A 20,955-nucleotide genomic window follows, 5' to 3' on the forward strand; every position below is an offset into this window, starting at 1 on the left:
GCGAGGGGGTCCGCGGGAGGTGGAGAGTTCTCCGATGACCCAGACCACGGCCGGCCGGCCGACCAATGACCCGGCGCAAAGGAAGCAGCGAGCCCAGATCAAGGCACGCACCCTGCGCACGGACCGATGGTGGTTGGCCCCGGCCATCACATTCGCGGCACTCGCGTCGTTCCTTGTCTACGGACTCTGGGCGATCTTCGACAAGAGCTACTTCGTCGAGCCGTATATCGCCCCATTCTCGTCGCCCTGTCTGGCGACGTCCTGTCCCGAGGGCGCGCGGTTCCTCGGGCTCGCCCCCTTCGGCGACTGGTGGACGCTGCCGCCCGGCATATTGATCCTCGGCCTGCCGGCCGGGTTCCGTCTCACCTGTTATTACTACCGCAAGGGTTACTACCGCGCGTTCTGGCTCTCGCCGCCGGCCTGCGCCGTGGCCGAGCCGCACAAGAAGTACACCGGTGAGACCCGCCTGCCGCTGATCATGCAGAACATCCACCGCTACTTCTTCTACGGTGCCGTCCTCATCGCCCTGGTGCTCACCTGGGACGCGGTCCTCGCGCTGCGGGACGAGAATGGGAACTGGGGCCATGTCGGCCTCGGGACGATCATCTTGTGGATCAACGTCGTGCTGATCTGGGCGTACACGCTGAGCTGCCACTCCTGCCGCCACATCACGGCCGGCCGGCTCAACCACTTCTCCAAGCACCCGCTGCGCTACAAGATGTGGACCTTCGTCTCCAAGCTCAACTCACGGCACATGCTCCTGGCCTGGCTTTCCATGTACTCCGTCATGATCGCCGACCTCTACGTGCGCCTCGTCGCCAAGGGCATCGTCAACTTCCCGTTCGCGTAAGGATCACCAGTGGATATCGAGCGTCACGAATACGACGTCGTCGTCATCGGAGCGGGCGGCGCCGGTCTCCGGGCGGCAATCGAGGCCCGGCAGCAGGGCAAGCGAACGGCCATCGTCTGCAAGTCGCTGTTCGGCAAGGCCCACACCGTCATGGCCGAAGGCGGGGCGGCGGCGGCCATGGGCAACGTCAACCCCGCCGACAACTGGATGGTGCACTTCCGCGACACCATGCGCGGCGGCAAGTTCCTGAACAACTGGCGCATGGCCGAGCTGCACGCCAAGGAGGCTCCGGACCGTGTCTGGGAGCTGGAGGCCTGGGGCGCGCTGTTCGACCGCACCAAGGACGGCAAGATCAGCCAGCGCAACTTCGGCGGCCACGAGTACCCCCGTCTCGCCCACGTCGGCGACCGCACGGGCCTGGAGCTCATCCGCACCCTCCAGCAGAGGGTCGTCGCCCTCCAGCAGGAGGACGAGAAGCTGCACGGCGACGCCGAGGCCTACATCAAGGTCTTCGCCGAGTGCACGATCACCCAGTTGCTGAAGGGCGGCCCCGGCCCGGAGGCCCCCATCAGCGGCGCCTTCGGCTACTGGCGCGAGACCGGCCGCCTGATCTGCTTCGACGCCCCCGCGGTCGTCCTGGCCACCGGCGGCATCGGCAAGTCCTACACGGTGACCTCCAACTCCTGGGAGTACACCGGCGACGGGCACGCGCTCGCGCTGCTCGCCGGAGCCAAGCTGATCAACATGGAGTTCATCCAGTTCCACCCGACCGGCATGGTGTGGCCGCCGTCGGTGCGCGGCATCCTCGTCACCGAGTCCGTACGCGGCGACGGCGGGGTCCTGCGCAACTCCGAGGGCAAGCGGTTCATGTTCGACTACATCCCAGAGGTGTTCAAGGACAAGTACGCCACCACCGAGGAGGAGGCGGACCGCTGGTACAACGACCAGGCCAACAACCGCCGTCCTCCGGAGCTGCTGCCGCGTGACGAGGTCGCCCGGGCGATCAACTCCGAGGTGAAGGCCGGGCGCGACTCCCCGCACGGCGGCGTGTTCCTGGACGTGTCGAGCCGGCTCCCCGCCGCCGAGATCGTCAAGCGGCTGCCGTCGATGCACCACCAGTTCAAGGAGCTGGCCGACGTCGACATCACGGCCGAGCCCATGGAGGTCGGCCCGACCTGCCACTACATCATGGGCGGCGTGGAGGTCGACGCCGACACCGGCGCGTCCTCGGTGCCCGGGCTGTTCGCGGCCGGCGAGGTCTCCGGCGGCATGCACGGCTCCAACCGGCTCGGCGGCAACTCGCTGTCCGACCTGCTGGTGTTCGGCCGCCGGGCGGGCGCGGGCGCGGCCCAGTACATCGACGGCCTCGCTGCCCGGCCGGCCACCCCGGCCGAGACGCTCAAGACCGCCGAGATCGAGGCCATGGCCCCCCTCTCGCGGACGGGCGGCGAGAACCCGTACGAGGTCCACCACGAGCTCCAGCGCACCATGAACGAGCTCGTCGGCATCATCCGCAAGGCCGAGGAGGTCAAGGAGGCCCTGGAGGTCGTGGAGAAGCTCAAGGAGCGTGCCACCAACGCGGGCGCGCCCGGCGGGCGCATCTACAACCCCGGCTGGCACCTCGCCATCGACCTGCGCAACATGCTGCTGGTCTCCGAGTGCGTCGCCCGCGCGGCCCTGATCCGCGAGGAGAGCCGGGGTGGGCACACCCGCGACGACTTCCCGGGGATGTCCCCCGAGTGGCGCAGCAAGCTGCTGCGGTGCGGGGTCAGCCCCGACGGTCAGGTCACCGTCGAGGAGAAGGCGCAGCCTTCCATGCGCGACGACCTGATCAAGCTGTTCGACCGGGCGGAGCTCAGTAAGTACGTCACCGCCGAGGAACTGGCGGACTACGACGCGCTCGTTAAGGAGTCCTGATGGGTTACAAGGCCAAGTTCCGCATCTGGCGCGGCGAAGGCGGCGAGGGCAAGCTCGAGGACTTCGTCGTGGAGGTCAACGAGGGCGAGGTCGTCCTCGACGTCATCCACCGGTTGCAGGCCACGCAGACGCCCGACCTCGCGGTCCGGTGGAACTGCAAGGCCGGCAAGTGCGGCTCCTGCTCGATGGAGATCAACGGCAAGCCGCGGCTGGGCTGCATGACGCGGATGTCGACCTTCGAGGAGGAGGAGACGATCACCGTGACCCCGATGCGGACGTTCCCCGTCATCAAGGACCTGGTCACGGACGTGTCGTTCAACTACCAGAAGGCGCGGGAGATCCCGTCCTTCACCCCGCCCGAGGGCGTCAAGCCCGGCGAGTACCGCATGCAGCAGATCGACGTCGAGCGGTCCCAGGAGTTCCGCAAGTGCATCGAGTGCTTCATGTGCAACAACGTGTGCCACGTGATCCGTGACCACGAGGAGAACAAGGCGGCGTTCGCCGGTCCGCGGTTCCTCATGCGCATCGCCGAGCTCGACATGCATCCCTACGATGTGGCCGACCGCAAGGATTCCGCGCAGGAGGAGCACGGGCTCGGCTACTGCAACATCACCAAGTGCTGCACCGAGGTCTGCCCCGAGCACATCAAGATCACTGACAACGCGCTGATCCCGATGAAGGAGCGCGTGGTCGACCGGAAGTACGACCCGCTGGTCTGGCTCGGCAACAAGATCTTCAAGCGCACCGGCTCCTCCGGTTCCACCCCTTCGAAAACCGCCTGACGAGGCCCACCAGCCCGAGCCCACCCTCGGGCTGGTCCCTCTCCTCTGCCGGGACCTGACGAGGCCCACCCGCCGCGGGCCGGCTTCTCCCCTGCCGGGAAACCTGACGAGACCCACCCACCAGCCCGAGCCCACCCCGGGCAGGTCCCTCTCCCCTACCAGGAGACCAGACGAGACCCACCCACCGCGGGCCGGCTGCTCCCCCTGCCGGGGACGTGACGAGACCCACCCACCAGCCCGAGCCCACCCCGGGCAGGTCCCTCTCCCCTACCAGGAGACCAGACGAGACCCACCCACCGCGGGCCGGCTGCTCCCCCTGCCAGGGACGTGACGAGACCCACCCACCAACCCGAGCCCACCCCGGGCTGGTCCTTCTCCTCTGCCGGGGATGAGCTGGGTTTTCAGGCGCCGGTACGGCGGGGCGTGGGGCGGCGAAGTCGGCGCCACGGTACGGCGGGCTACGTGGGGGACGTTCCCTGACGCTCGGCCCTGCCGGTCAGGAGGGGTCGCGGCGGAAGCGGCCGAGAACACCGCGGCGCGGCTTGCCGTCCTCAGCCGCCGGGGGCAGCGGGCCCTGCAATGTGGCGCCGGGCCATGCGCCGTCGACCGGCGTCCCTGATGCCGGCTCACCCAGGCTCGGCGCTCCCGGCATCGGGTCCCTGGCGACAGGCGTCCCCGCGAGCGGCTCTCCGGGCATCGGCCGCGGCCCTACGGCCGGGAAGGTCTCGGTGGCGTCCGAGAGCCCACCATCCGACGGCCCACCGGAGTGCTCCTGCGCCTCCGCGCGGGTCCATGGCTCGGCCGGCAGGGCGATCTGCCCGGCGAGCCCCTGCTCGTACCCGTAACCGGCAGCGCCCTGCTCGTGCGGCGAGCCGTACCCCTGCGGGCTCTGGGCCCCGTACCCCTGCTGGTCGTACGAAGCGCCGTACCCCTGCTGGTCGTACGGAGCGGCGCCGTAGGCCTGCGGGTCCTGCCCGTACCCGGGCGGGAGCGAGGAGCCCGGCGCCGGCACGTTCGGGTATCCCTGTACCGGCACGAAGCTGATGATGGGCGCGTACGCCGTGCCCCCGTGGTAGATCGGGTAGCCCGGCATGGGCAAGCCGCCCGGCGGGACGTCGTCACCGCGGTGCCTGCCCGGCGAGCGGGGCCCCGCCTTGCGGATCGCCGCCGCGTGCGCCACCCGCCGGATCCGGCCCTCGAAGATCAGTACGCCGAGCATCACCAGGACGGCAAGCAGCACGCCGGGGATGGCGAGCTTCCGGCTGAGGGTGAGCTGGTCGTACTCGGGGGAGGCGTTGCGGATCTCGATGGGCACCGATTCGGGCGTCGGGTCGTCGAAGGACGACGAAGCCGCCTCGGTCGACTCCGAGGGCGACGGGGTCGGCGTCGGAGACGCCAGCGCGAGCGACACCAGCGGATCGGGCGCCGGGCTCTCCGACGGAAGCGGCGTCGTGGGCAGGATCGGCGGGTTCGACGGGATCGCCGGCGCGCTCGTGGGCGGGGCGACGCTTGCCGGCGGCTGGACGGGAGCGGTCTTCGTCGCCGTCGGCTTGGGCGCCTTCGTCGCCGTCGGCTTCGGGGTGATCGTCTTGGTGCGGGTGACCGTCGGGTCGGGGCTCTCCGTGATCGTCACCGTCACGGTCGGGTCCGGCCCGTCCGGCTCGGCCCCGGGATCGTCGGTCATGGACGGGTCGACCGGCTCCACCTGAGTGGGGTCGGCCATGGAGACCTGCGCCGCGTTCGCCCGGGGCGCCGTCATGGGGGCGGTGGCGAGCAGGACGACGCCCGTCAGCCCTAACGAGCCCACCACTGCGGACACGGCCGTCATACGCACGCGTCCGCTCACCCTTGCTGCCCTCCGCCTGGCTACCCTGCCGATCAACTAAGGGAAATACTAGACCGGCAAAAGTAACAGTAAAGGGCGTTTAACGACAGAGCTCCTTCGAGTCGTCCGATTTTCTGGAAGCGCGCCTGCGCCGGAGCTTCATCTGCAGCCACAGCGCCGACAGCAAGACCGCCACCGCGGCCCCCGCGGCGGGCAGGCCACGAACCATCTGCAACTCATCCCGCTCGCCGTCGGCCATCAGATCGTGCCTGGCCGGACGGATGTCCTGCGGCAGCGGCGCGCCCACCGAGGCTCCCTGGGGGACGGTCGCGACCGCCGCCCCGGGCTGGGACGCCTCGGCCTGACCCGCGCCGGCCGCCTGAGAACCACCGGCGGCGCCCTGCCCCTGAGCCTCACCCTGACCCGTGACCGCACCCTGCCCCTGGAAGGAGGGCGCGGCCTGGACCTGCCCGGGTGCCGCCATCGGGCCGGCTCCCGGAGCCAGGAGCGGGCTGGGACCATGCCCGGAACCCGAACCCGGATCGTGCCCGGGCTCCAGGGCGGGCGCCGGCGTGGCCGGCGGCATCGCGGCGGGCATCTGCAGGCCCACGTCCATCAGGGACGCCGCCTGAGGGATCTGGACCGGCGGCTGGACCGGCATCGGCATGGGAACGTCGGCTCCCCGCGGATGGGAGCCGCGCGTGGGGTGAGCGGGGATGCCGGGCGCCGGGTGCGGGATCACCGGCGACGCGGTCACCCGCCCCGGCAGGTGCCGCTCTCCCCGGGCGACCGCCCGGGGAGAGACGAGAGCGGGCCGGAACGACGCCCGCACGAGGCCCGAAGCGGGCCGCCCGCCGGAGATCTCCCGCAGGGTGTCCGAGATGGGCTGGCCTGCGGACAGCCGCCGCATGAAGTCCGGGACGGAGCGCCCGGCGGAGAACGGCTTCCCTACGGCCTCCGGCTCCTGCCCGCCCTTGACCTTCGACGACGCGGCGTTCGGCGCGGCACCGCCTTCCGCCGGCCCGCCGGCGCCCGTACCGGTGACGGCGGGAACCTTCGGACCGGCAGGCGCCGTCTGACCGCCGGCGCCGGGAGCCTTGGGACCGGCAGGGGCTTCCTGACCGCCGGCCGCGGGAGCCTTCGGACCGGTCGCGGCAGGGGCTCCGTGGCCCTGCGGCACGGCCGCGGGCTTGGTGGACGCCTTGCCGAGTTCGTCGGCGGCGGCGCTCGCGTTGCCGTTGGCGGTGTCGCCGGTGCCGAGGGTGTCGGTCACACCGTTGCCGTTGGTGGTCGCGACGACGGGAGTGCCGTCGGTGTCGGTGGTGCCGATGCCGGTGCCGATGCCGGTGCCGATGGTGCCGATGCCGAGGGTGTCGTCGTCATCGGTGTCGTCGTCGGTGGTCGTACCGAAGGGATGCGTACCGGTGAGGACACCCGTGCTGTCGCTGTCGTCGGTGTCATCGGTGTCGTCGCCCGACCGCGAGTGCGCCACGGGAAGCAGCGCGTCCTTCCCGGGCGCCGAGCCCTGCGCACGGTCATGGGCCGGGGTCTGCGCCGACGCGGCCCCATCGGCCCCAGGGGCCTTCATGCCGGACGTCGCGCCGTCCGGCCGCACCTGCTCCGATCGCGGTGCGACGACCGCGCCGGAAGCCTCACCCGGCGCCCCCGCAGCTGAGGCGGGCCGGTCGCCGCCGGACCCCTGCGCGGGCCGGACCTGGGAGGAACCCGACACCTCCACGTCGGTGGAGAAGAGGGTGCCGGTCCCCTTCTGGTCGATGTAAAGCCTGACGTCCGCCATGCGGCGGATCCACTGGACGCCGCCAGGGGCGCGCATGTGGGAGACGGCGGTGATGCCGATCTCCTCGGCCTCCTGCGGAACCGTCACCGCGACGTCGACGTCCTTGGTTCCCGCGAGCTTGCCGAAGTCGCACACCTGGAAGAGCGCGGCCGGTTTGGCCGGCGTGCGGGCGGCGTCCTCGCACCCGACCGAGGAGAGCGCGTCGTGCGGAGTGGTGGCCACCGCCACCCGCGCGCGCCCGGCCTGGCCGTCGAGGCGGACGCGGAAGTGCAGCACGTCACCTGCGCGGATCGGCCCCGCCTGGCCACTCGGATGGCCTGCCATCAGGCGCACGCTGAGGCGGGCGCCCTTCGCTGAATCAGGCGGATCCACCGACCCGCGATCCGCCGCGCTTGCGATCAGAGGCGAAGCACCGCCTCCCAGAACCAGAGCTCCGGCGCCTACCACGGACGCCACTCGGGCACGTTGCCACCAACCGGCCACTACAGATCCCCGTCCCCCGATACGGTGCGCGACAAACTCGTCACGCTCTGTAGTTGTTATCTCACGCCCCGCTGGTGTTCAACCCTCCGGGATCAGTTCTTGTACGACCCGGACGATCGGCAGGTCGGCGGGCAGCCAGGGGATGTCGAACAGCTCGTCAGGGGCCAGCCAGCGGAGCGCCAAATGCTCGTGCGGGTGCGGAACACCCGAGATGAGCCGCGCCAGCCAGACGCGCATGATGTACCCGGGGCTGAGCGGCCAGTCGCCGCCGATCCTGTCCCCCACCGCGATCCCGACACCGAGCTCTTCCCGGCACTCCCGGATCAGCGCCTCGTGATCGCTCTCCCCGGGATCGACCTTGCCGCCGGGGAACTCCCACCCGCCGGCCACGGCGGGAGGGTCGGCACGCTGGGCGGCCAGAAGCCTGCCCCCTTCGACGATGGCCGCCGCCACAACAATTGTGTCCATGCCGGTAAAGCTTGACATCCTCCTCGGCACCAAGGCTAGGTGAGGCCGAGGCGTTTGAGCTGGGCCAGGACGTCGGGGTTCTGGAGGGGACGGGTGTAGCCGACGATATTGGGGCGGTCGCGGTAGGTGGTGACCTTGATCGGACCGCAGAGGGTGCACCGGGCCTCGACCATCTTGCCCGGAGAGACGACCATGCCGACATGCCCCGGACTGCCGGCGGAGGTGCCGGGGCCCGCGTTGAAGAACACCAGGTCTCCGGCCTGCTCGGAGCCCTTCTCGATCTTCACGCCGAACGGCCACTGGCCGAACGTGGTGCGCGGGATGGACAGCCCGGCCGCCCGGTAGGCCATGTAGATGATGCCCGAGCAGTCGAACCCTTCGGGTCCGGTGCCGCCCCAGCGGTACGGCTTGCCGCGCTGGGCCAGGGCGTAGGTGAGGATCTTGCGCACGATGTCGGTCGGCGCGGCCTCCACGATCGGCGCGTCGCACTCCGGATCGGCCTCGGGGGGCAGGTCGAGCGTCCCGTCCGTGGCGTAGCGCCTGGCGATCTCCAGCACCTGCTCGACGTACCACATGGCGTGGTTGTAGACGAAGAGGGCGCGTTTGAGGTCGCCGGGAGCGCCGTTGCGCTTGAGCATCTTCGCCGCGCCGAGGATCGCGTCGGCGGGGTTGTAGATGTCCCCATAGCCATCGCCGTCGCCGTCCGAGGCGTACCCGTTGAACTTCGACGGGATCTTGACCTTGGCCTTGCCGCCCCACGTGCTGATCAGGAACTGCATGGGGCCCGCGGCGCCCGCGTAGTTCGTCCCGCTCTTGACGCCGGCCAGGGTGGAGCGGCCATGGTCGGTCTCGCGCTTGCCCACGGCCGCCAGCACGGTCCACTGGACGCCGATCTTCTTGCCCCACTTCTTGTAGAGCTGTAGATAGTCGGAGGGAATGTCGGACTGGGCGGTGGTGGAGACGTTCGTGACGTTCATGACCGCGCTGTCCTCGCAGTCGGCGGTCATGCCGCTGCCGCCACCGAGGAACGAGGGGAACGTGCTCATGAGCATGGGCGCCATGACCAGCGTCACCAGCACGACTCCGGCCAGCCCGACGATCAGCGCGATGCGGACGCGGGAGGTCATCCGGTGGCCCCGCCGCCGGTGTCCCCGTCCTGACCCGCGTCCGCGCGCTGCAGGTCGAAGACCCGCCACTCCGTGCCCACCTGGGTGAGCGTGATCGCGTAGTCGGCGCTTCGCTCCTGCGGCCCGCTCTTGGCGGTGATGTGCTGCGTGGCGGTGACGACGAGCACGATCGACCCGCCGGCGATGTCACGGATGGACTTCAGCCGCGCCGCTCCCTCGGAGACGACCTGGTCGGCGCGGTTCTGTTCCACCGTGGCGGGTGTGGTGACGTCCCGGGCCAGGACGGCGCCGAAGTCGGCCGTCGTGAAGGCCTTCAGGCGCTCGGCGTAGGACGCGGGGTCCTCGTCGTACCGGAAGCTCGCGTAGGAGACGGCGAACCGCTGCGCCATGTCGGCGGCCTGCGCGATCTGCTCTCGCGTGAGCGGCAGGTAGCCGTAGATGTCGAACGTGCTCGGGGTGATCGCGGGCGCCGGCGACGGGCCCGAGGACGGCGGCGCGGCGGAGGACGTGGAGACCACGCCGGGGGGTGGGGCGCCGTCCGACCCCCCGGAGGCCGGCCGCATCGACAAGTAGATGCCGACGGCCGCCAGAGCGACGACGACACCGGCGAAGACGAGTCCTCGCCGGTCGTTCACCTGCGCCATCGTCAGTCCTTGTCCCTGTCGGCCGGTCGCAGCCAGAAGGGCGAGGACTCGTCCTCACCGCGGCCGGAGTCGGAGCGCGGAGGCAACCACAGCGGCGGAGCCTCCCGGCCTTCGGAGCGCCCGCCGTCCGAGCTCCCGTTCCGGGAGGACCATCCGGACGAGCCGTTCGACGACCGGCCGGACGAGCCGCCGAACATGCCACCGGACGAGCCGCCGGAGGATCTGCCGGACGACCTCCCCGAGGATCCGCCGGAGGAACGGCCCGACGAGCCGCCGAACAGGCCGCCAGAGGACCCGCCGGACGACCGGCCGCCGGACGAGCCACCGAACAGGCCACCGGAGGATCCGCCCGACGACCGGCCGGACGAGCCGCCGCCCGACAGGCCCCGAGGACCGCCGGCCGTGGAGCGCGGGGCCCTTGGAGCCGATCCCTCGGATCGCCGCGAGGAGCCGGCCGACGAGCCGCCAGAGGACCCGCCCGAGGACGTGGACCGTGACGCCCAGCCCCCACCGGACCTGCCGCCGAACCAGCCGCCCACCGACCCGCCGCCCCCGGAGCCGGACGCGGCCGCGCCACCGCCGCCGCCCGTACCGGTGCGGGTGGGCGGGCGCGGGCTCGACCCGGCGCCGCCGCCGGCGCGTCCCGAGCCGCCGGCACGTCCGGACAGGTTCAGCGGAGGCGCCGCCCCGGGACGGGGAACGGCGGTGCCGCGCCCGGTCGCCTTGCGGCGCGCACCCGCCTGCCCCTCGCCGTCCAGCGGGACGGGTTGCGCGCCCACCGGCACGCGCGTGCCGGACTGCTGCGTGGCGCCGGAAGTGACCTCCTCGCCCCTGACCCGGCCCTGGGCGACCGTGGAGGCGGCCGCCGCGGCGACGCCGCCTCCGGCCATGGCCGCCGCGTTGATGACCGGCTCCGCCTTGCGCAGCCCCCAGCGGCCCACCCTGGCGGCGGCCACCGGCGGCAACGCGTTCGCGGCGCGCGAGAGGGTCGGCGCGGAGGCCGCCTCGCCGAGCATCCGCGTGGTGAGCGTGTGCCCGTCCATGGAGGCGAACAGGTGCTGGAAGGGACGCCGGTAGAAGAACACGGCGATCGTGAGCAGCGCGATGAACATGATCTGCATGCCCCACGGGAGGTTCGTGGAGATGATCAACGCGTAGCCGTACACCAGCACGCCGAGCACCAGGGCGAGCACGGCCTGGCGGAGCAGGGTGCCGACCAGCATCTCGACCCAGCGCATCGCGATGATGCGGCCGGAACCGGGATGCACGCCGATCAGCAGGAAAACCGGGCCGAGGATGAGCAGCAGCAGGAAGCCGACCTTCAGCGCGATGAGCGACACCGCCACCAGGAAGATCAGCACGCCCGCGACCATGGCGGCCATGAGCGCGCCGATCGCGATGCTGAGCCTGGTCGTCCAGTCTTTGCCCTGGAACAGGAAGAACATCGAGGTGCTCTCGAGCGGCTTGGCGACCTCGTCCTCGTACCTCTTCTGGTGGGCGTCGGAGTTGGGCTTCTGACCGGAGCCCTGCTCCTGCACGTCGGTGGCCTGGATGTCCAGGATCTTCGGGCCCATGACCGCGACCACGGGGGCCTTCGGGTCGGCGGTGCCGAACTCGCCCATCAGCCAGGGCTTGCAGACGAGGGTGGACCACAGCGCGTCGGCGTTCTGCGCGACGCCGGGGGTTCCGCTCTGGCCGTACCCGCCGGGGCCCGCCTTGGCGTTGGTCTGCCCCTTGGTGGGCAGGCAGGACGCGCCGCCGGCGCCGGGCAGCCCGCTGAACGCCGAGTTGACGACCTCGGCGGTCTTGTCGGTCACGGTCTTGCCCAGGCCGGTGAAGTCGCCGGGCCGGCTGAAGAACCACACGGCCACCGTGACGGCGAGGATCATCCAGATGACGCCCTCGGCCGTGGTGCTGGCGCGTTTGCGGATCAGCCCGTACCAGGCGAGCCAGACGGCCGCGAGCAGGATGATCACTCGCAGGTACGGCCAGTACATGGCGTTCGCGAGGTTTGTGACGATGTCGTCGACCACGTCCTTGATCGACTGGAGCGGGCCCTCGGTGGCCGCGGCCTGGTACGTGGTGATCGTCATCCGGTCGATGTCCTTGGCCCAGGAGAACACCGAGTTGGCCCACGCGTTGCCGAGGACCGCCGCCACGTCGTTGCAGCCGAGGCCGTAGGTGTGCCAGAACTGCCCGGCCATGCCGTACCGGTCGTAGTTCGTCAGCGGCTCGGGGGCGCCCTTACCCGCCGTCGTGGTGCCCTGCGCGGTGGGAGACGTGCCCGTCGCACCCGTGACGCCGGACCCCTCGGCGCCGGGGTCGGGCGGGGGCGGCTTGACGAGCCCGTCGACGCCGCCGCCGACGATCTCGGGCGCGAGGTCGGGTGAGAGGTCGCACGGCCCCGCCGCGCCCGCCACCGTCGGCGAGAGCGCGATCGGCACCACGACGATGCTCGCGAGGATCGCCAGGATCAGCACGACCCTGCGGCGCAGCCGCCGGCCTCGCCCCACCGCCTTGACCGCACCCCCGCGCCGCTTGGACGTCCGGCCGCCGTCGCGCCCTTCGGACGCCTCACCGCCGTCGCGCCGCTTGGACGCCTCACCGCCGTCGCGCCGCTTGGACGTCCCGCCGCTTCCAAGGTGTCTCATGACCGCACCTCCTGCGCAGCTCCCGGCCTGCTCGCTCGCCCACGAGGATCATGCAGGTTCTCGTCGGGTTTGTCGTGGGTCGGATTGGTGTCCAGCCAGCGCAGCAGGTCCTCGGAGATGAGGTCCACCCCGATGCGGCCCGCGCGGCCGTCCAGATCGCGGAAGATGCATTCGCCGTTGCCCAGCGCCCGCAGGGCGGCCTTGTGCTCCTCGGAGGGCTCCACGCCGAGCAGCGCCATCACGTGGTCCACCTCGACGCGCTCGGTCGAGCGGAAGGCGAACACCGAGGACAGGCAGTTGGTGACCTGCTCGTTCAGCAGGTCACCCGCGTTCTGCGAGACCAGCACCAGCGCGGTGTTCCTCGACCGGCCCATGCGCGAGACCTCCGGCACGAGCTTGGCGCCCTCCGGAGTGGAGGTGATCGCCCACGCCTCGTCCAGGAAGATGGCCTTGGGCGAGCGGCGGTCGAGGCTGTTCATCAGACGCCGGGCGAACTGCGACACCAGGTAGAGCAGCGCCACCGACAGACGCTGCTCATAGGAGTAGTCGTCCCTGGCCGTGGCGACGTCGGGAAGGGTCAGCCCGCCGAGCGTGAACACCGTGGTCCACCCTTCGGTGTCGATCTGCTCGCCGCCGGAGGGGTCGAAGCACAGCCGGGCCAGGTGCATCTCGGCCATCGACCGCAGCACCGCGCCGAGGTTGCGCGAGGCGGCGTCCTCGGCCTGCTCCAGGTGGTCGACGACCCTGCCCAGCGACGGGCTCGGCCCGTTGGACACGGTCGAGACGGCCTGGATCATCGCCGACTCCCGCTCCTCGGACATGCGCGGGAGCAGCAACCGCAGGGTCTCGGTCGCCATGGTCTTCTTGGCCGCGATGTCGTCGCCGAAGGAGAACGGGTCGAGCAGGCCCGGGGAAGCCGAGCCGAGCGGGATGATGCGCGCCTTGCGCCCGCGCCTCTGCAGGAGCTGCACCAGCGACTCGGCGTCCCCCTTGGGGTCGATGACCGCGACCGTGACCCCGCGCAGGGCCATCTGGTAGATCAGCAGCAGGGCGAGGGTCGTCTTGCCGCCGCCCGGCTCGCCGGTGATGGCGATGGCGGTCGGGCGGTTCCGTGTGGCGGCCACCAGCGGGTCGAAATGGACGATCGAACGCGCGCGCCCGAGCGTCTCGCCGATGTACGGCCCGGCCCACCCGGCGCCGGACTCGTCGATGCGGTCGCCGAGGTCGACGGTGGCCGTGGCCATGCCGCCCGCGATTGTGCGCAGCGGCTGCCGCTGGGCGTAGGCGTTGACCCGCACCCGCTCACCCGGCAGCGCCTCGCAGAACAGCGAGAACTGGTCGCCCGTGGAGTTGACGATGTCGATGCCCATGTCGCGGTAGTGCTCCACGACCGCTTCCACGCGCTGGACGCACATCTCCTCGGTCGGAGCCGCCACGATCAGCCGGTGCCAGCCGTACACGAAGGGCAGGCGCTCCTTCGTGATGCCGTGCTCCAGCATGCGCGCAGCGTCGATCTGCTCGGCCAGGGCGATCGGCGCCTCGGCGCCCGCCTCCCGGATGTGGATGTCCATGTCGCGGGCGTGCGCCAGCTTGCGGGCGACGTCCTTGCTCGCCTTGGTGGGCGGGATGAGGCGCATCCGCGAGCTGACCTCGACCGGGAACGGTAACTGGTCGATGAAGTGCAGCCACGGCTCGCCGTCCGGGAACGGCATCAGGTCGGGGAACCTGGCGAACGACAGGTGGGCGACGTAGGAGTCGCCCGCGGGCTGCTCGATGCGCAGGAACGACCGGCCGTTGTGGATCTGGCCTTCCACCAGCGACTCCACCTCGCCCTTGCCCCACCGCCTGGACGGGGTGGCCGAGGACGGCGGGTCGCCGAGCGACCCCGAGGCGGCGTGCCGGAACAGCCAGGCGACCTCGCCGGAGGTGGCGTGGCGCGCGTACAGGGCACTGGAGCCGAGGGCGCGGCCGAGCCGCTCCGCCTGGTCGGTCCACTTGTTGATCTCGGAGTCGGGGACGTGGTCGTCCTCCAGGCCCAGGGCCTTCTCGCTGCGCTGGTAGAAGCCGAACACCTGGGCCAGCACGCCCGTGCCGAGCTGCGCGCCCCGCGGCCCGAGCCGCACTCCGAGGTAGACCTCCTTCGACCAGAAGTCCTTCGCCCAGACGTGGCGGTACATCTCCTCCAGGTAGTCGCGCCACCCCTCCCCCTCGTCGGAGGTCGCGTTGAGCGCCATGGCCCAGTCGGCGGCGGGATAGGCGCGGTGGGCGACCCGGAGGTGCACCTCGGCGTCGGTCATGCGGATCGCGGCCAGGGCGATGGTGATGTTGGTGGCGAGCGCCTCCCGCTCCTCGGCGGTCACGAACTCGTAGCTCACCGTCGGAAGCCGGAAATACGCCCATGCCGACGAGTCGGTAAGGAGGATCCGATCGTCGAAGTAGCGTACGGCCAGCCTGCTCCTCGACCGCGACGATCTCCCCATCAGCCGGACCGCTCCCCGCATCGGGCTCGCTTGCTGGTCACTGAGCCACTTCCTCCTCGCTCGGGCGGCTCGCCACCGCCAGGCCGCTTGCCACAACTCCCGCGAGGGCGACGTACGCCCTGCGTCCTTGGGCCCGGAGATGCGTCAGCTGGACCGGGCCGGGATTTCCGGGGGCGAGCTCGTCCTCCCACGGGACGCGGACGATGGCACGGCAGCGGCCACGGGCCACCGCCTCCGCCTGCTCCACCCCCGCCATGCTCCGCCGGCTGACGCCGTTGATCACCATGACCGCCCGCCGCCGCAGCTCGGTGGAGCCGTGCCCGTCGAGCCAGTCGAAGGTCATCGCCACCGCGTCGGGCGCGTCCTCGCTGGCCGGGGCCACCAGCACCAACTGGTCGGCGTACGGCAGCAGGCGGGCCGCCATCGACGCCGCCGGATCGACCAGGATCAGCTTGTAATGCCGGTCGAGCACCCGGATGGCGTGCGCCAGCCGCTCGTCGGAGAACAGGCCGCGGTCGGCCAGCCGCCGGGCCGCCGCCGCGTCGGAGTCGGAGCCGACGACCTCAAGGCCCGACTCGCAGCGCGACGTGTACGCCCTCATGCCCAGGTAGCCGTGCACGCCGTCGAGCCCGGCGAGCAGCGAGGTCAGCGTCTCGGGCGAGTCGGCCGCGATGCGGCCGGTCAGCGTGTGGTCGCCGGTGTTGGCGTCGACCGCGAGGACGCGGTCTTCGCGGTAGCGGGCCAGGGTGTGCCCGAGCATCAGCGTGGTCGTGGTCTGCCCGGCGCCGCCGGTGCAGCCGAGGACGACGATCCGCCGGCTGCCTGACAGGACCGTACGCGCGCGCGCCTCGTCCATCTCGATGCCGTCGTTGCGGCTCGGAGCGCCGCCGCCGATCACCACCTGGGCCAGGCGCCGCCAGCCTCCGGTCTGGTCACGTCCCACGACCGACTCGACGCGGCGCACGCGCGGCTCCTCGCCGGGAAGGGGCAGCGGCACGGGGACGGACGGCGCGGCGGGGTCGGCGGCCGCGCCATCTCCCGAGGAGACGGCGCGGATGGACAGCGGCGGGGGCGCCTGCTCGCGCGCCGCGGGCCGCAAGGGAACCCTCGGCACGGCAGGCGTCGGCACCACCGGACCGGACCCGGTCGAGGCGGGGCCGCCGAGCCCGCGCCCTCCCGAACCCGCCCCTTCGGACGTGCGCGGCCGGGAGGCCGGGGACTCGGGGGTGCGCGGCCTGGGCGCCTGGGACTCAGGGGTGCGGGACCGGGACGCCGGCCAGACCGTGCGGGACTCCGGCAGCCGGGCATGGGACGCGGCCGCGCGGGGCGGCTGGCCCTTGCGGTGTTGCTCACGGAGCTCCGTCTCCACCTCCGGCACGACGCTGGACAGGCCACCGGCCGCCGGCGCGGCGCCGGACAGGGACCCGGCCGCCGCCTCCAGCCCGGCCGCCTCGGCCCGAGGCTCGGGGACCGAGCCCTCGACCTCGGACTCCGCTGCGGCGGCGCCTTCGGCGACCCGGGACTCCGGCACAGGGCGCTCGCCCTCCGCTCCGGCAACCACGGACCCGGCTCCGGCTCCGGCAATCGCGGAGGTGATCGCGGGCGGGCGGGAGAAAGCCTGACGTGCGCCCGGCAGGCCCACCTGCTCGGATGGCGGCTTCGGGCCGTGGGTGCTCGGCGTGCCCCGGCTCTCGGCGGAGGCCGCGAGCCTGCGAAGGCGGCGCAGGGCCTCCGTGCCGATCGGCGGCGGGGACGCCGGAGCCTCCTGCCCGGCGCCCGGCGCGGCCTCGGCGCCGGCGGCCTCTTGCGGGGTACGAGGCTCGGCCCCTGTCGCGGAGATACCGGACGCGGCGGGTTCGGCGGACGCGGCCGGTTCGGCGGACGCGGCCGGTTCGGCGGACGGGGCCGGCGTGCGGGGCCCGGCGGGCCCGGCCGGCGTGGCGGGCTCGGCGGGTCGGCGCGAGAGCCCGGACGCGGCCGGCTTGACGGGCGAGAGCCCGGACGCGGCCGGCTTGACGGGTGGGAGATCGGATGCGGGCACGATGGGCGGGTAGGCGGACAGCGCGGTCGGAGCCGGCGGGAGGCCCTTTCTCGGCGGCTCGGCGGCGAGCCCCGACGGCGACTTGCCCGCCTCGGCGGCGAGCCCGAACCGCGGCGTGCTCGCCTCGGCGGCGGGATCGGAAGTCGGCGTCCGCGCCTCGCCCGCGCGCCCTGGGCCCGGCTTCGGGCTCACGTCAGTGCGGCCTGCGCCCGGTGTGACGGCGCCTGGGGACGGCGGCGTGATCGAGGCGACGCCGCCGGTGGGCTGGGTGACCGTGCTGCCCCAGGTGACGCGCGATCGTTCGCGCAGGCGGGCGGGCGTCTCGGCGACCGGGAGGCTGGTCACGGCCGCCGCGGCGGCGGCCACGGCCGGGCGCACCTCGCCAGGCACGACGGCGCCGGCCCGGGCGGCCGGCTTGACGGACGGCAGCTGCCGCCCTGGGCTCCACGAGGGAAGGGACCTTCTGCGGGGCGCGGTGTGCTTGGGCTTCGCACGCGCGCCGCGCCGGGCCTTGGAGGCGGACTTCGCGCTCTCGGCCGACACCAGGAGCTCGGCCTGCGGAGCCGACCGCCAGACCCTCGCCGTGAAGGTGATCTCGTCGGGCTCGTCGGCCGGCGCCAGGCGGCACCAGGTCTTCGGCTCGCCGATGTAGCGGAGCTGAGACTGGAGCAGCTCGTTGAGCCGCTTGCTCTCGATCACCGGCCGGGTGGACAGCCACGTCACGATGCCCGGCGGAACCAGGTAGAGCACGTGCCAGGGCGTCTCCAGGGGCACCTGGAGGAGCCCCAGCAGGACCGACCAGGGGACCAGCACGCCCAGGAACACACCGATCCAGACGATCGGAAGCGGCATCGGCAGCCGAAGGTCGTACAGCTTGTAGAGCCGCTTCTCAATCCGCCAGATATTGGTATAGGTAGGCAGGTCCACCCGATCCTCCTCTCCCTGTCACGGCCATCTGGTCGCGCTCACTTGATGCCGAGCGCTCCCGCGATCGCCCTGGCCGTCACCTCGATGACGTTGGGCACGTAGAAGATCACACCGATCGCGACGGCCAGAATGATGAACTGGACGAATCGGGTGATCTCCCGTGTGAAGAGGAAGAAAATCGCCACGACGGAGACCACGACGAGGAACAGCGGGGCGAAGAACTTCCGCAGGAAGTCCGCAAGGCCCGCGGTGTTCACCCCGCCGGCCGGTGGCGCCGACGGTGTCATGACCTCCAACGCGTTCTCCACGATCATTTTCAGAATCAACTCTCGTCCTCCTGCTCATGGTCGCGCTCACCGGTCCGCGGACCGGTCCGGGTTCTCCGCGCTCCCTTTGCCGCCTCGCTCCCCATCTCCGCCGCCCGGGCCTCACCCCGCGTCCCGCGTCGCGCCGCGGATGGCCTTGACGTACCAGTTGTCACCCTGCTTCTCCACGGTGAGCCGGTAGGCCTGCTCCAGGCCGCCCGACTCTGCGGCGGAATCCGGGGAACTGCTGGGAACGGGGGTCGCGCCCGTGGCGAGGGCCCACACCACCACGACGGTGATCTCGCGGGTGGCGCCGCCGGGAGGGGCGCTGACGCTCTTGAGCTCGGCCAAGGTGACCTTGCCGCCGAAGCCGTCGAGCGTCACGCCCTGGGCGACGAAGCGTTGCAACTGGGTGGCGTCGCCCGCGGCGTAGGCCTTGAAGAAGCCTTCGAGCTGCGGGCGCAACTCGCCCTCTGCGGTGTCGTCGTGGTCGGGCTCGGGCGCCTGAGGCAGGCCCGCCGCTCCTCCGGCCGGCAGCAGGGCGGGCCGGCCGGACACCACGAACTTGCCATTGGAGTAATAAACCGGGACGGAAAGCTTCCAGCGCTGCGCGCCGGATTGCGCGAAAACCGTCACTACGGCATTTTGTGAATCTACGACCTCAATGCCGGAAAGCTGAAATGCACCAGCGGACATACGCCCCAAACCATTCCATCCGAACTGGCGCTCGGCGCCTTCCGGAAGAAACGGCTTCAATCGCTCCGCCCTTTCATCGGGCTTGGCGCCGTCGAAATTCAAGTAGGCGGCCGCGAACTGTCCGGCGAACGCCGAGGCGTCCGCCTCGGGGAACCCATTGCCCGTCGGAGTGACCGGCATGCCCGTGGGGGTGCCCCCCTGGCCGATGCGCTCGATCGGCGCGCGGACGCCGTTGACGACGATGACGATGATCAGTGCCCACAGCACGGCCCTGCCCGTCCACACGAGCCAGCGCCCGCCCCCACCGGACCATCCGCCGCGGCGCGGCGTGTTGCGTCCGCGAGCCGGCACGTGGTCAAGGTCCGGGTCGTAGGGCGAGGGAGGGTACGTCGAATGCTCGGGTTCGCCAGCGGTCCGCGGACCGTGCTGGACGTTCGACCTGCGAGCCATCACGCCTCCGGTCGCGCCGATCCCCCCGGCTGGCGCGGTGTCGTCTTACTATCGATCCTGTTATCCATGGTGAAGTATTCACTTTAGCGGCCTCACCAATTGTTCCAGGAAAGCCACGCCCATGGTGCAGGCATCGCCGTAGCAGACCAAGTCGGTCTTCCTCCGGTTTCAGGAACGCGACTGCCGAGTTCACGCAGGACAGAGGGCCCTTGTACGTCCGCGAGCCAGGACTCACCTCCCCGACGAGCTTCGCATTAAGGACAAAGCTCGCACCAGACAAGAAACCACCGTGAATCTGGCATGCCCTGGAGGCATGACCGCAGCTCAGGCAGATGATGGGATCGCACTTGTAGATCAACAGGAAGGCCGTCAAGCATTGGCAATGCACCGGCCTCCTCTCCGCCACGCCGCTCGTGCGGGGGCGGGCGCACGGCGGCACGTACATGGCCGGCGGCTCCGGCGGAGCACACGACCGACTCAAATATTGGAGGGTACGCGGGCCAGGCCGCCCGGCTCGATTACCTGACAGCCAGGGCTTGCTATCCGCAGGTCACAGCGTCACGCCTCACCGGACGGGTTTGCCGGCGGCGGGCCCGTCCCCACCGGGACTCCCGGTGCGGCGGTCGCTCACGCGGTCAGACGTTGAAGCGGAACTCTGACCGCCACTCCGCCGACCTGCGCCGTGATGCTTGCCGCGCTGGTCGGTCGGCCCTCTGATCTCACGTCGGTGGTCGTTCGTTGCCGACGTTTCGCCAGCGCGAGTGTGAGCGAGACTGCCGCCCAAGGTGGGACATCAAGGGTGTTGTGGAGGTAGACACCAACGCCTGTGTCCGAGCGCTATGACACTGTCCGCGGTCCAGGCCGGATGGCGGTGCCGCATCTTCGGCACGGTCCGTTCAGCATGGGTCGGTCGCGGCAGCTTGCAGACCCATGGTTATCACCCGAGGGTGAACTGGCCGAGGCAGGAACTTGCAGTGGCTAAGTTAGTATGTTAAATTACTGCGTATGGAAAGCGATCTAAGTCTCAACCTGCACGTGCTTACCGCCCGGCTAGACCGGGCGGCCGACCGGATCCTGCGGGCGGAGCACAACGTCTCCTACAGCCGTTTCGTGGCGCTGACCCTGGTGGGCGAGCTGGGGGCCTCGACGCAACGGACCCTTGCCGAATACCTCGGTGTGACCGAGCCGTCGGTAAGCCGCATGACCGCCGTCCTCGCCGCCGACGGGCTTCTCGACGTCCGGCCCGACCCGGCCGGGGGGCACCGCCGGCGGCTGAGCCTCACCGACGCAGGAAAGCAGCTGGTGGCCTCGGTCCGGCAGGGGTTCGAAGACCGGCTGGCCGCACTCATCGCACACAGCGGCGTGCCCTACGACGAGTACGCCCAGCACACCGCGCGGCTGCTGGCGACGTTCGACAAACTAGAGCAGGAGGCGGCCAAGTGAGCCAGAACATCCAGACCCCGCCGTTACACCAGCACACGGTCTCCTCGGCCGACGGTACGGCGATCAGC

At 71.2% G+C, this 20,955-nt stretch carries 14 protein-coding genes; 4 read left to right on the forward strand and 10 right to left on the reverse strand.

Annotation, left to right across the window (positions count from 1 at the left end; genetic code table 11):
* Positions 1–34 precede the first annotated feature (34 nt).
* Genes sdhC through MYF83_RS28295 form a run of 3 tightly spaced genes read left to right on the forward strand, consistent with a single transcriptional unit; the run spans position 35 to position 3,549 of the window.
* The gene (gene sdhC / locus MYF83_RS28285) at positions 35–850 is read left to right on the forward strand and encodes a succinate dehydrogenase subunit SdhC (protein ID WP_248963765.1); all 816 of its coding nucleotides are present in this window, start codon (positions 35–37) and stop codon (positions 848–850) included.
* Positions 851–859: 9 nt separating this feature from the next.
* Positions 860–2,767 carry a fumarate reductase/succinate dehydrogenase flavoprotein subunit gene (locus MYF83_RS28290; protein ID WP_248963766.1) on the forward strand — a complete coding sequence of 636 codons (1,908 nt, stop codon included), beginning with the start codon at positions 860–862 and terminating at the stop codon, positions 2,765–2,767.
* On the forward strand, positions 2,767–3,549 hold the full coding sequence (locus MYF83_RS28295; RefSeq protein ID WP_248963767.1) for a succinate dehydrogenase/fumarate reductase iron-sulfur subunit: 783 nt from the start codon (positions 2,767–2,769) through the stop codon (positions 3,547–3,549). The genes MYF83_RS28290 and MYF83_RS28295 overlap by 1 nt, the downstream gene beginning before the upstream one ends.
* Before the next feature lie 496 nt (positions 3,550–4,045).
* Here the strand turns inward: MYF83_RS28295 and MYF83_RS28300 are convergent, their stop codons facing one another.
* The 10 genes from MYF83_RS28300 to MYF83_RS28345 all read right to left on the reverse strand — a co-directional run bounded on the left by MYF83_RS28300 (position 4,046) and on the right by MYF83_RS28345 (position 19,261).
* Complete coding sequence (locus tag MYF83_RS28300) at positions 4,046–5,383, reverse strand: hypothetical protein (protein WP_248963768.1); 1,338 nt, start codon at positions 5,381–5,383, stop codon at positions 4,046–4,048.
* Positions 5,384–5,474: 91 nt separating this feature from the next.
* Positions 5,475–7,496: a hypothetical protein gene (locus MYF83_RS28305; RefSeq protein ID WP_248963769.1), complete on the reverse strand. Its 2,022-nt coding sequence runs from the start codon at positions 7,494–7,496 to the stop codon at positions 5,475–5,477.
* 237 nt (positions 7,497–7,733) lie between these two features.
* Complete coding sequence (locus MYF83_RS28310; protein ID WP_248963770.1) at positions 7,734–8,123, reverse strand: (deoxy)nucleoside triphosphate pyrophosphohydrolase; 390 nt, start codon at positions 8,121–8,123, stop codon at positions 7,734–7,736.
* A 35-nt stretch (positions 8,124–8,158) separates the two neighbouring features.
* Positions 8,159–9,250, reverse strand: coding sequence for a C40 family peptidase (locus tag MYF83_RS28315; protein ID WP_248963771.1), 1,092 nt, complete (start codon positions 9,248–9,250; stop codon positions 8,159–8,161).
* Entirely contained in the window at positions 9,247–9,894 is a 648-nt protein-coding gene (locus MYF83_RS28320) for a hypothetical protein (RefSeq protein WP_248963772.1), read from the reverse strand. The genes MYF83_RS28315 and MYF83_RS28320 overlap by 4 nt, the downstream gene beginning before the upstream one ends.
* 2 nt (positions 9,895–9,896) lie before the next feature.
* A complete protein-coding gene (locus MYF83_RS28325) occupies positions 9,897–12,545 on the reverse strand; it encodes a type IV secretion system protein (protein ID WP_248963773.1) in 2,649 nt (882 codons plus the stop codon).
* Positions 12,542–15,025 (reverse strand): ATP-binding protein, encoded by a 2,484-nt coding sequence (locus tag MYF83_RS28330; RefSeq protein WP_248963774.1) that lies wholly within the window; start codon positions 15,023–15,025, stop codon positions 12,542–12,544. Before MYF83_RS28330 ends, MYF83_RS28325 begins: the two co-directional genes overlap by 4 nt.
* Positions 15,026–15,062: 37 nt before the next feature.
* Complete coding sequence (locus tag MYF83_RS28335; RefSeq protein ID WP_248963775.1) at positions 15,063–17,993, reverse strand: TcpE family conjugal transfer membrane protein; 2,931 nt, start codon at positions 17,991–17,993, stop codon at positions 15,063–15,065.
* A gap of 38 nt (positions 17,994–18,031) precedes the next feature.
* Entirely contained in the window at positions 18,032–18,280 is a 249-nt protein-coding gene (locus MYF83_RS28340; RefSeq protein WP_248963783.1) for a hypothetical protein, read from the reverse strand.
* A gap of 141 nt (positions 18,281–18,421) precedes the next feature.
* Entirely contained in the window at positions 18,422–19,261 is an 840-nt protein-coding gene (locus tag MYF83_RS28345) for a conjugal transfer protein (protein WP_248963776.1), read from the reverse strand.
* A gap of 1,188 nt (positions 19,262–20,449) precedes the next feature.
* Here MYF83_RS28345 and MYF83_RS28350 point away from each other — a divergent pair.
* A complete protein-coding gene (locus tag MYF83_RS28350; RefSeq protein WP_248963777.1) occupies positions 20,450–20,887 on the forward strand; it encodes a MarR family winged helix-turn-helix transcriptional regulator in 438 nt (145 codons plus the stop codon).
* Positions 20,888–20,955 lie beyond the last annotated feature (68 nt).

It is taken from the genome of Sphaerisporangium perillae (assembly GCF_023276435.1).
Classification (GTDB): Bacteria; Actinomycetota; Actinomycetes; order Streptosporangiales; family Streptosporangiaceae; genus Sphaerisporangium; species Sphaerisporangium perillae.

What these genes read in the sequence shown, in the direction of transcription:
- sdhC (WP_248963765.1), top strand. Translation starts at nt 35, where the DNA reads ATGACCCAGACCACGGCCGGCCGGCCGACCAATGACCCGGCGCAAAGG.
- MYF83_RS28315 (WP_248963771.1), bottom strand. Translation starts at nt 9,250, where the DNA reads ATGACCTCCCGCGTCCGCATCGCGCTGATCGTCGGGCTGGCCGGAGTC.
- MYF83_RS28295 (WP_248963767.1), top strand. Translation starts at nt 2,767, where the DNA reads ATGGGTTACAAGGCCAAGTTCCGCATCTGGCGCGGCGAAGGCGGCGAG.
- MYF83_RS28305 (WP_248963769.1), bottom strand. Translation starts at nt 7,496, where the DNA reads ATGGCAGGCCATCCGAGTGGCCAGGCGGGGCCGATCCGCGCAGGTGAC.
- MYF83_RS28350 (WP_248963777.1), top strand. Translation starts at nt 20,450, where the DNA reads ATGGAAAGCGATCTAAGTCTCAACCTGCACGTGCTTACCGCCCGGCTA.
- MYF83_RS28320 (WP_248963772.1), bottom strand. Translation starts at nt 9,894, where the DNA reads ATGGCGCAGGTGAACGACCGGCGAGGACTCGTCTTCGCCGGTGTCGTC.
- MYF83_RS28325 (WP_248963773.1), bottom strand. Translation starts at nt 12,545, where the DNA reads ATGAGACACCTTGGAAGCGGCGGGACGTCCAAGCGGCGCGACGGCGGT.
- MYF83_RS28310 (WP_248963770.1), bottom strand. Translation starts at nt 8,123, where the DNA reads ATGGACACAATTGTTGTGGCGGCGGCCATCGTCGAAGGGGGCAGGCTT.
- MYF83_RS28330 (WP_248963774.1), bottom strand. Translation starts at nt 15,025, where the DNA reads ATGGGGAGATCGTCGCGGTCGAGGAGCAGGCTGGCCGTACGCTACTTC.
- MYF83_RS28340 (WP_248963783.1), bottom strand. Translation starts at nt 18,280, where the DNA reads ATGACACCGTCGGCGCCACCGGCCGGCGGGGTGAACACCGCGGGCCTT.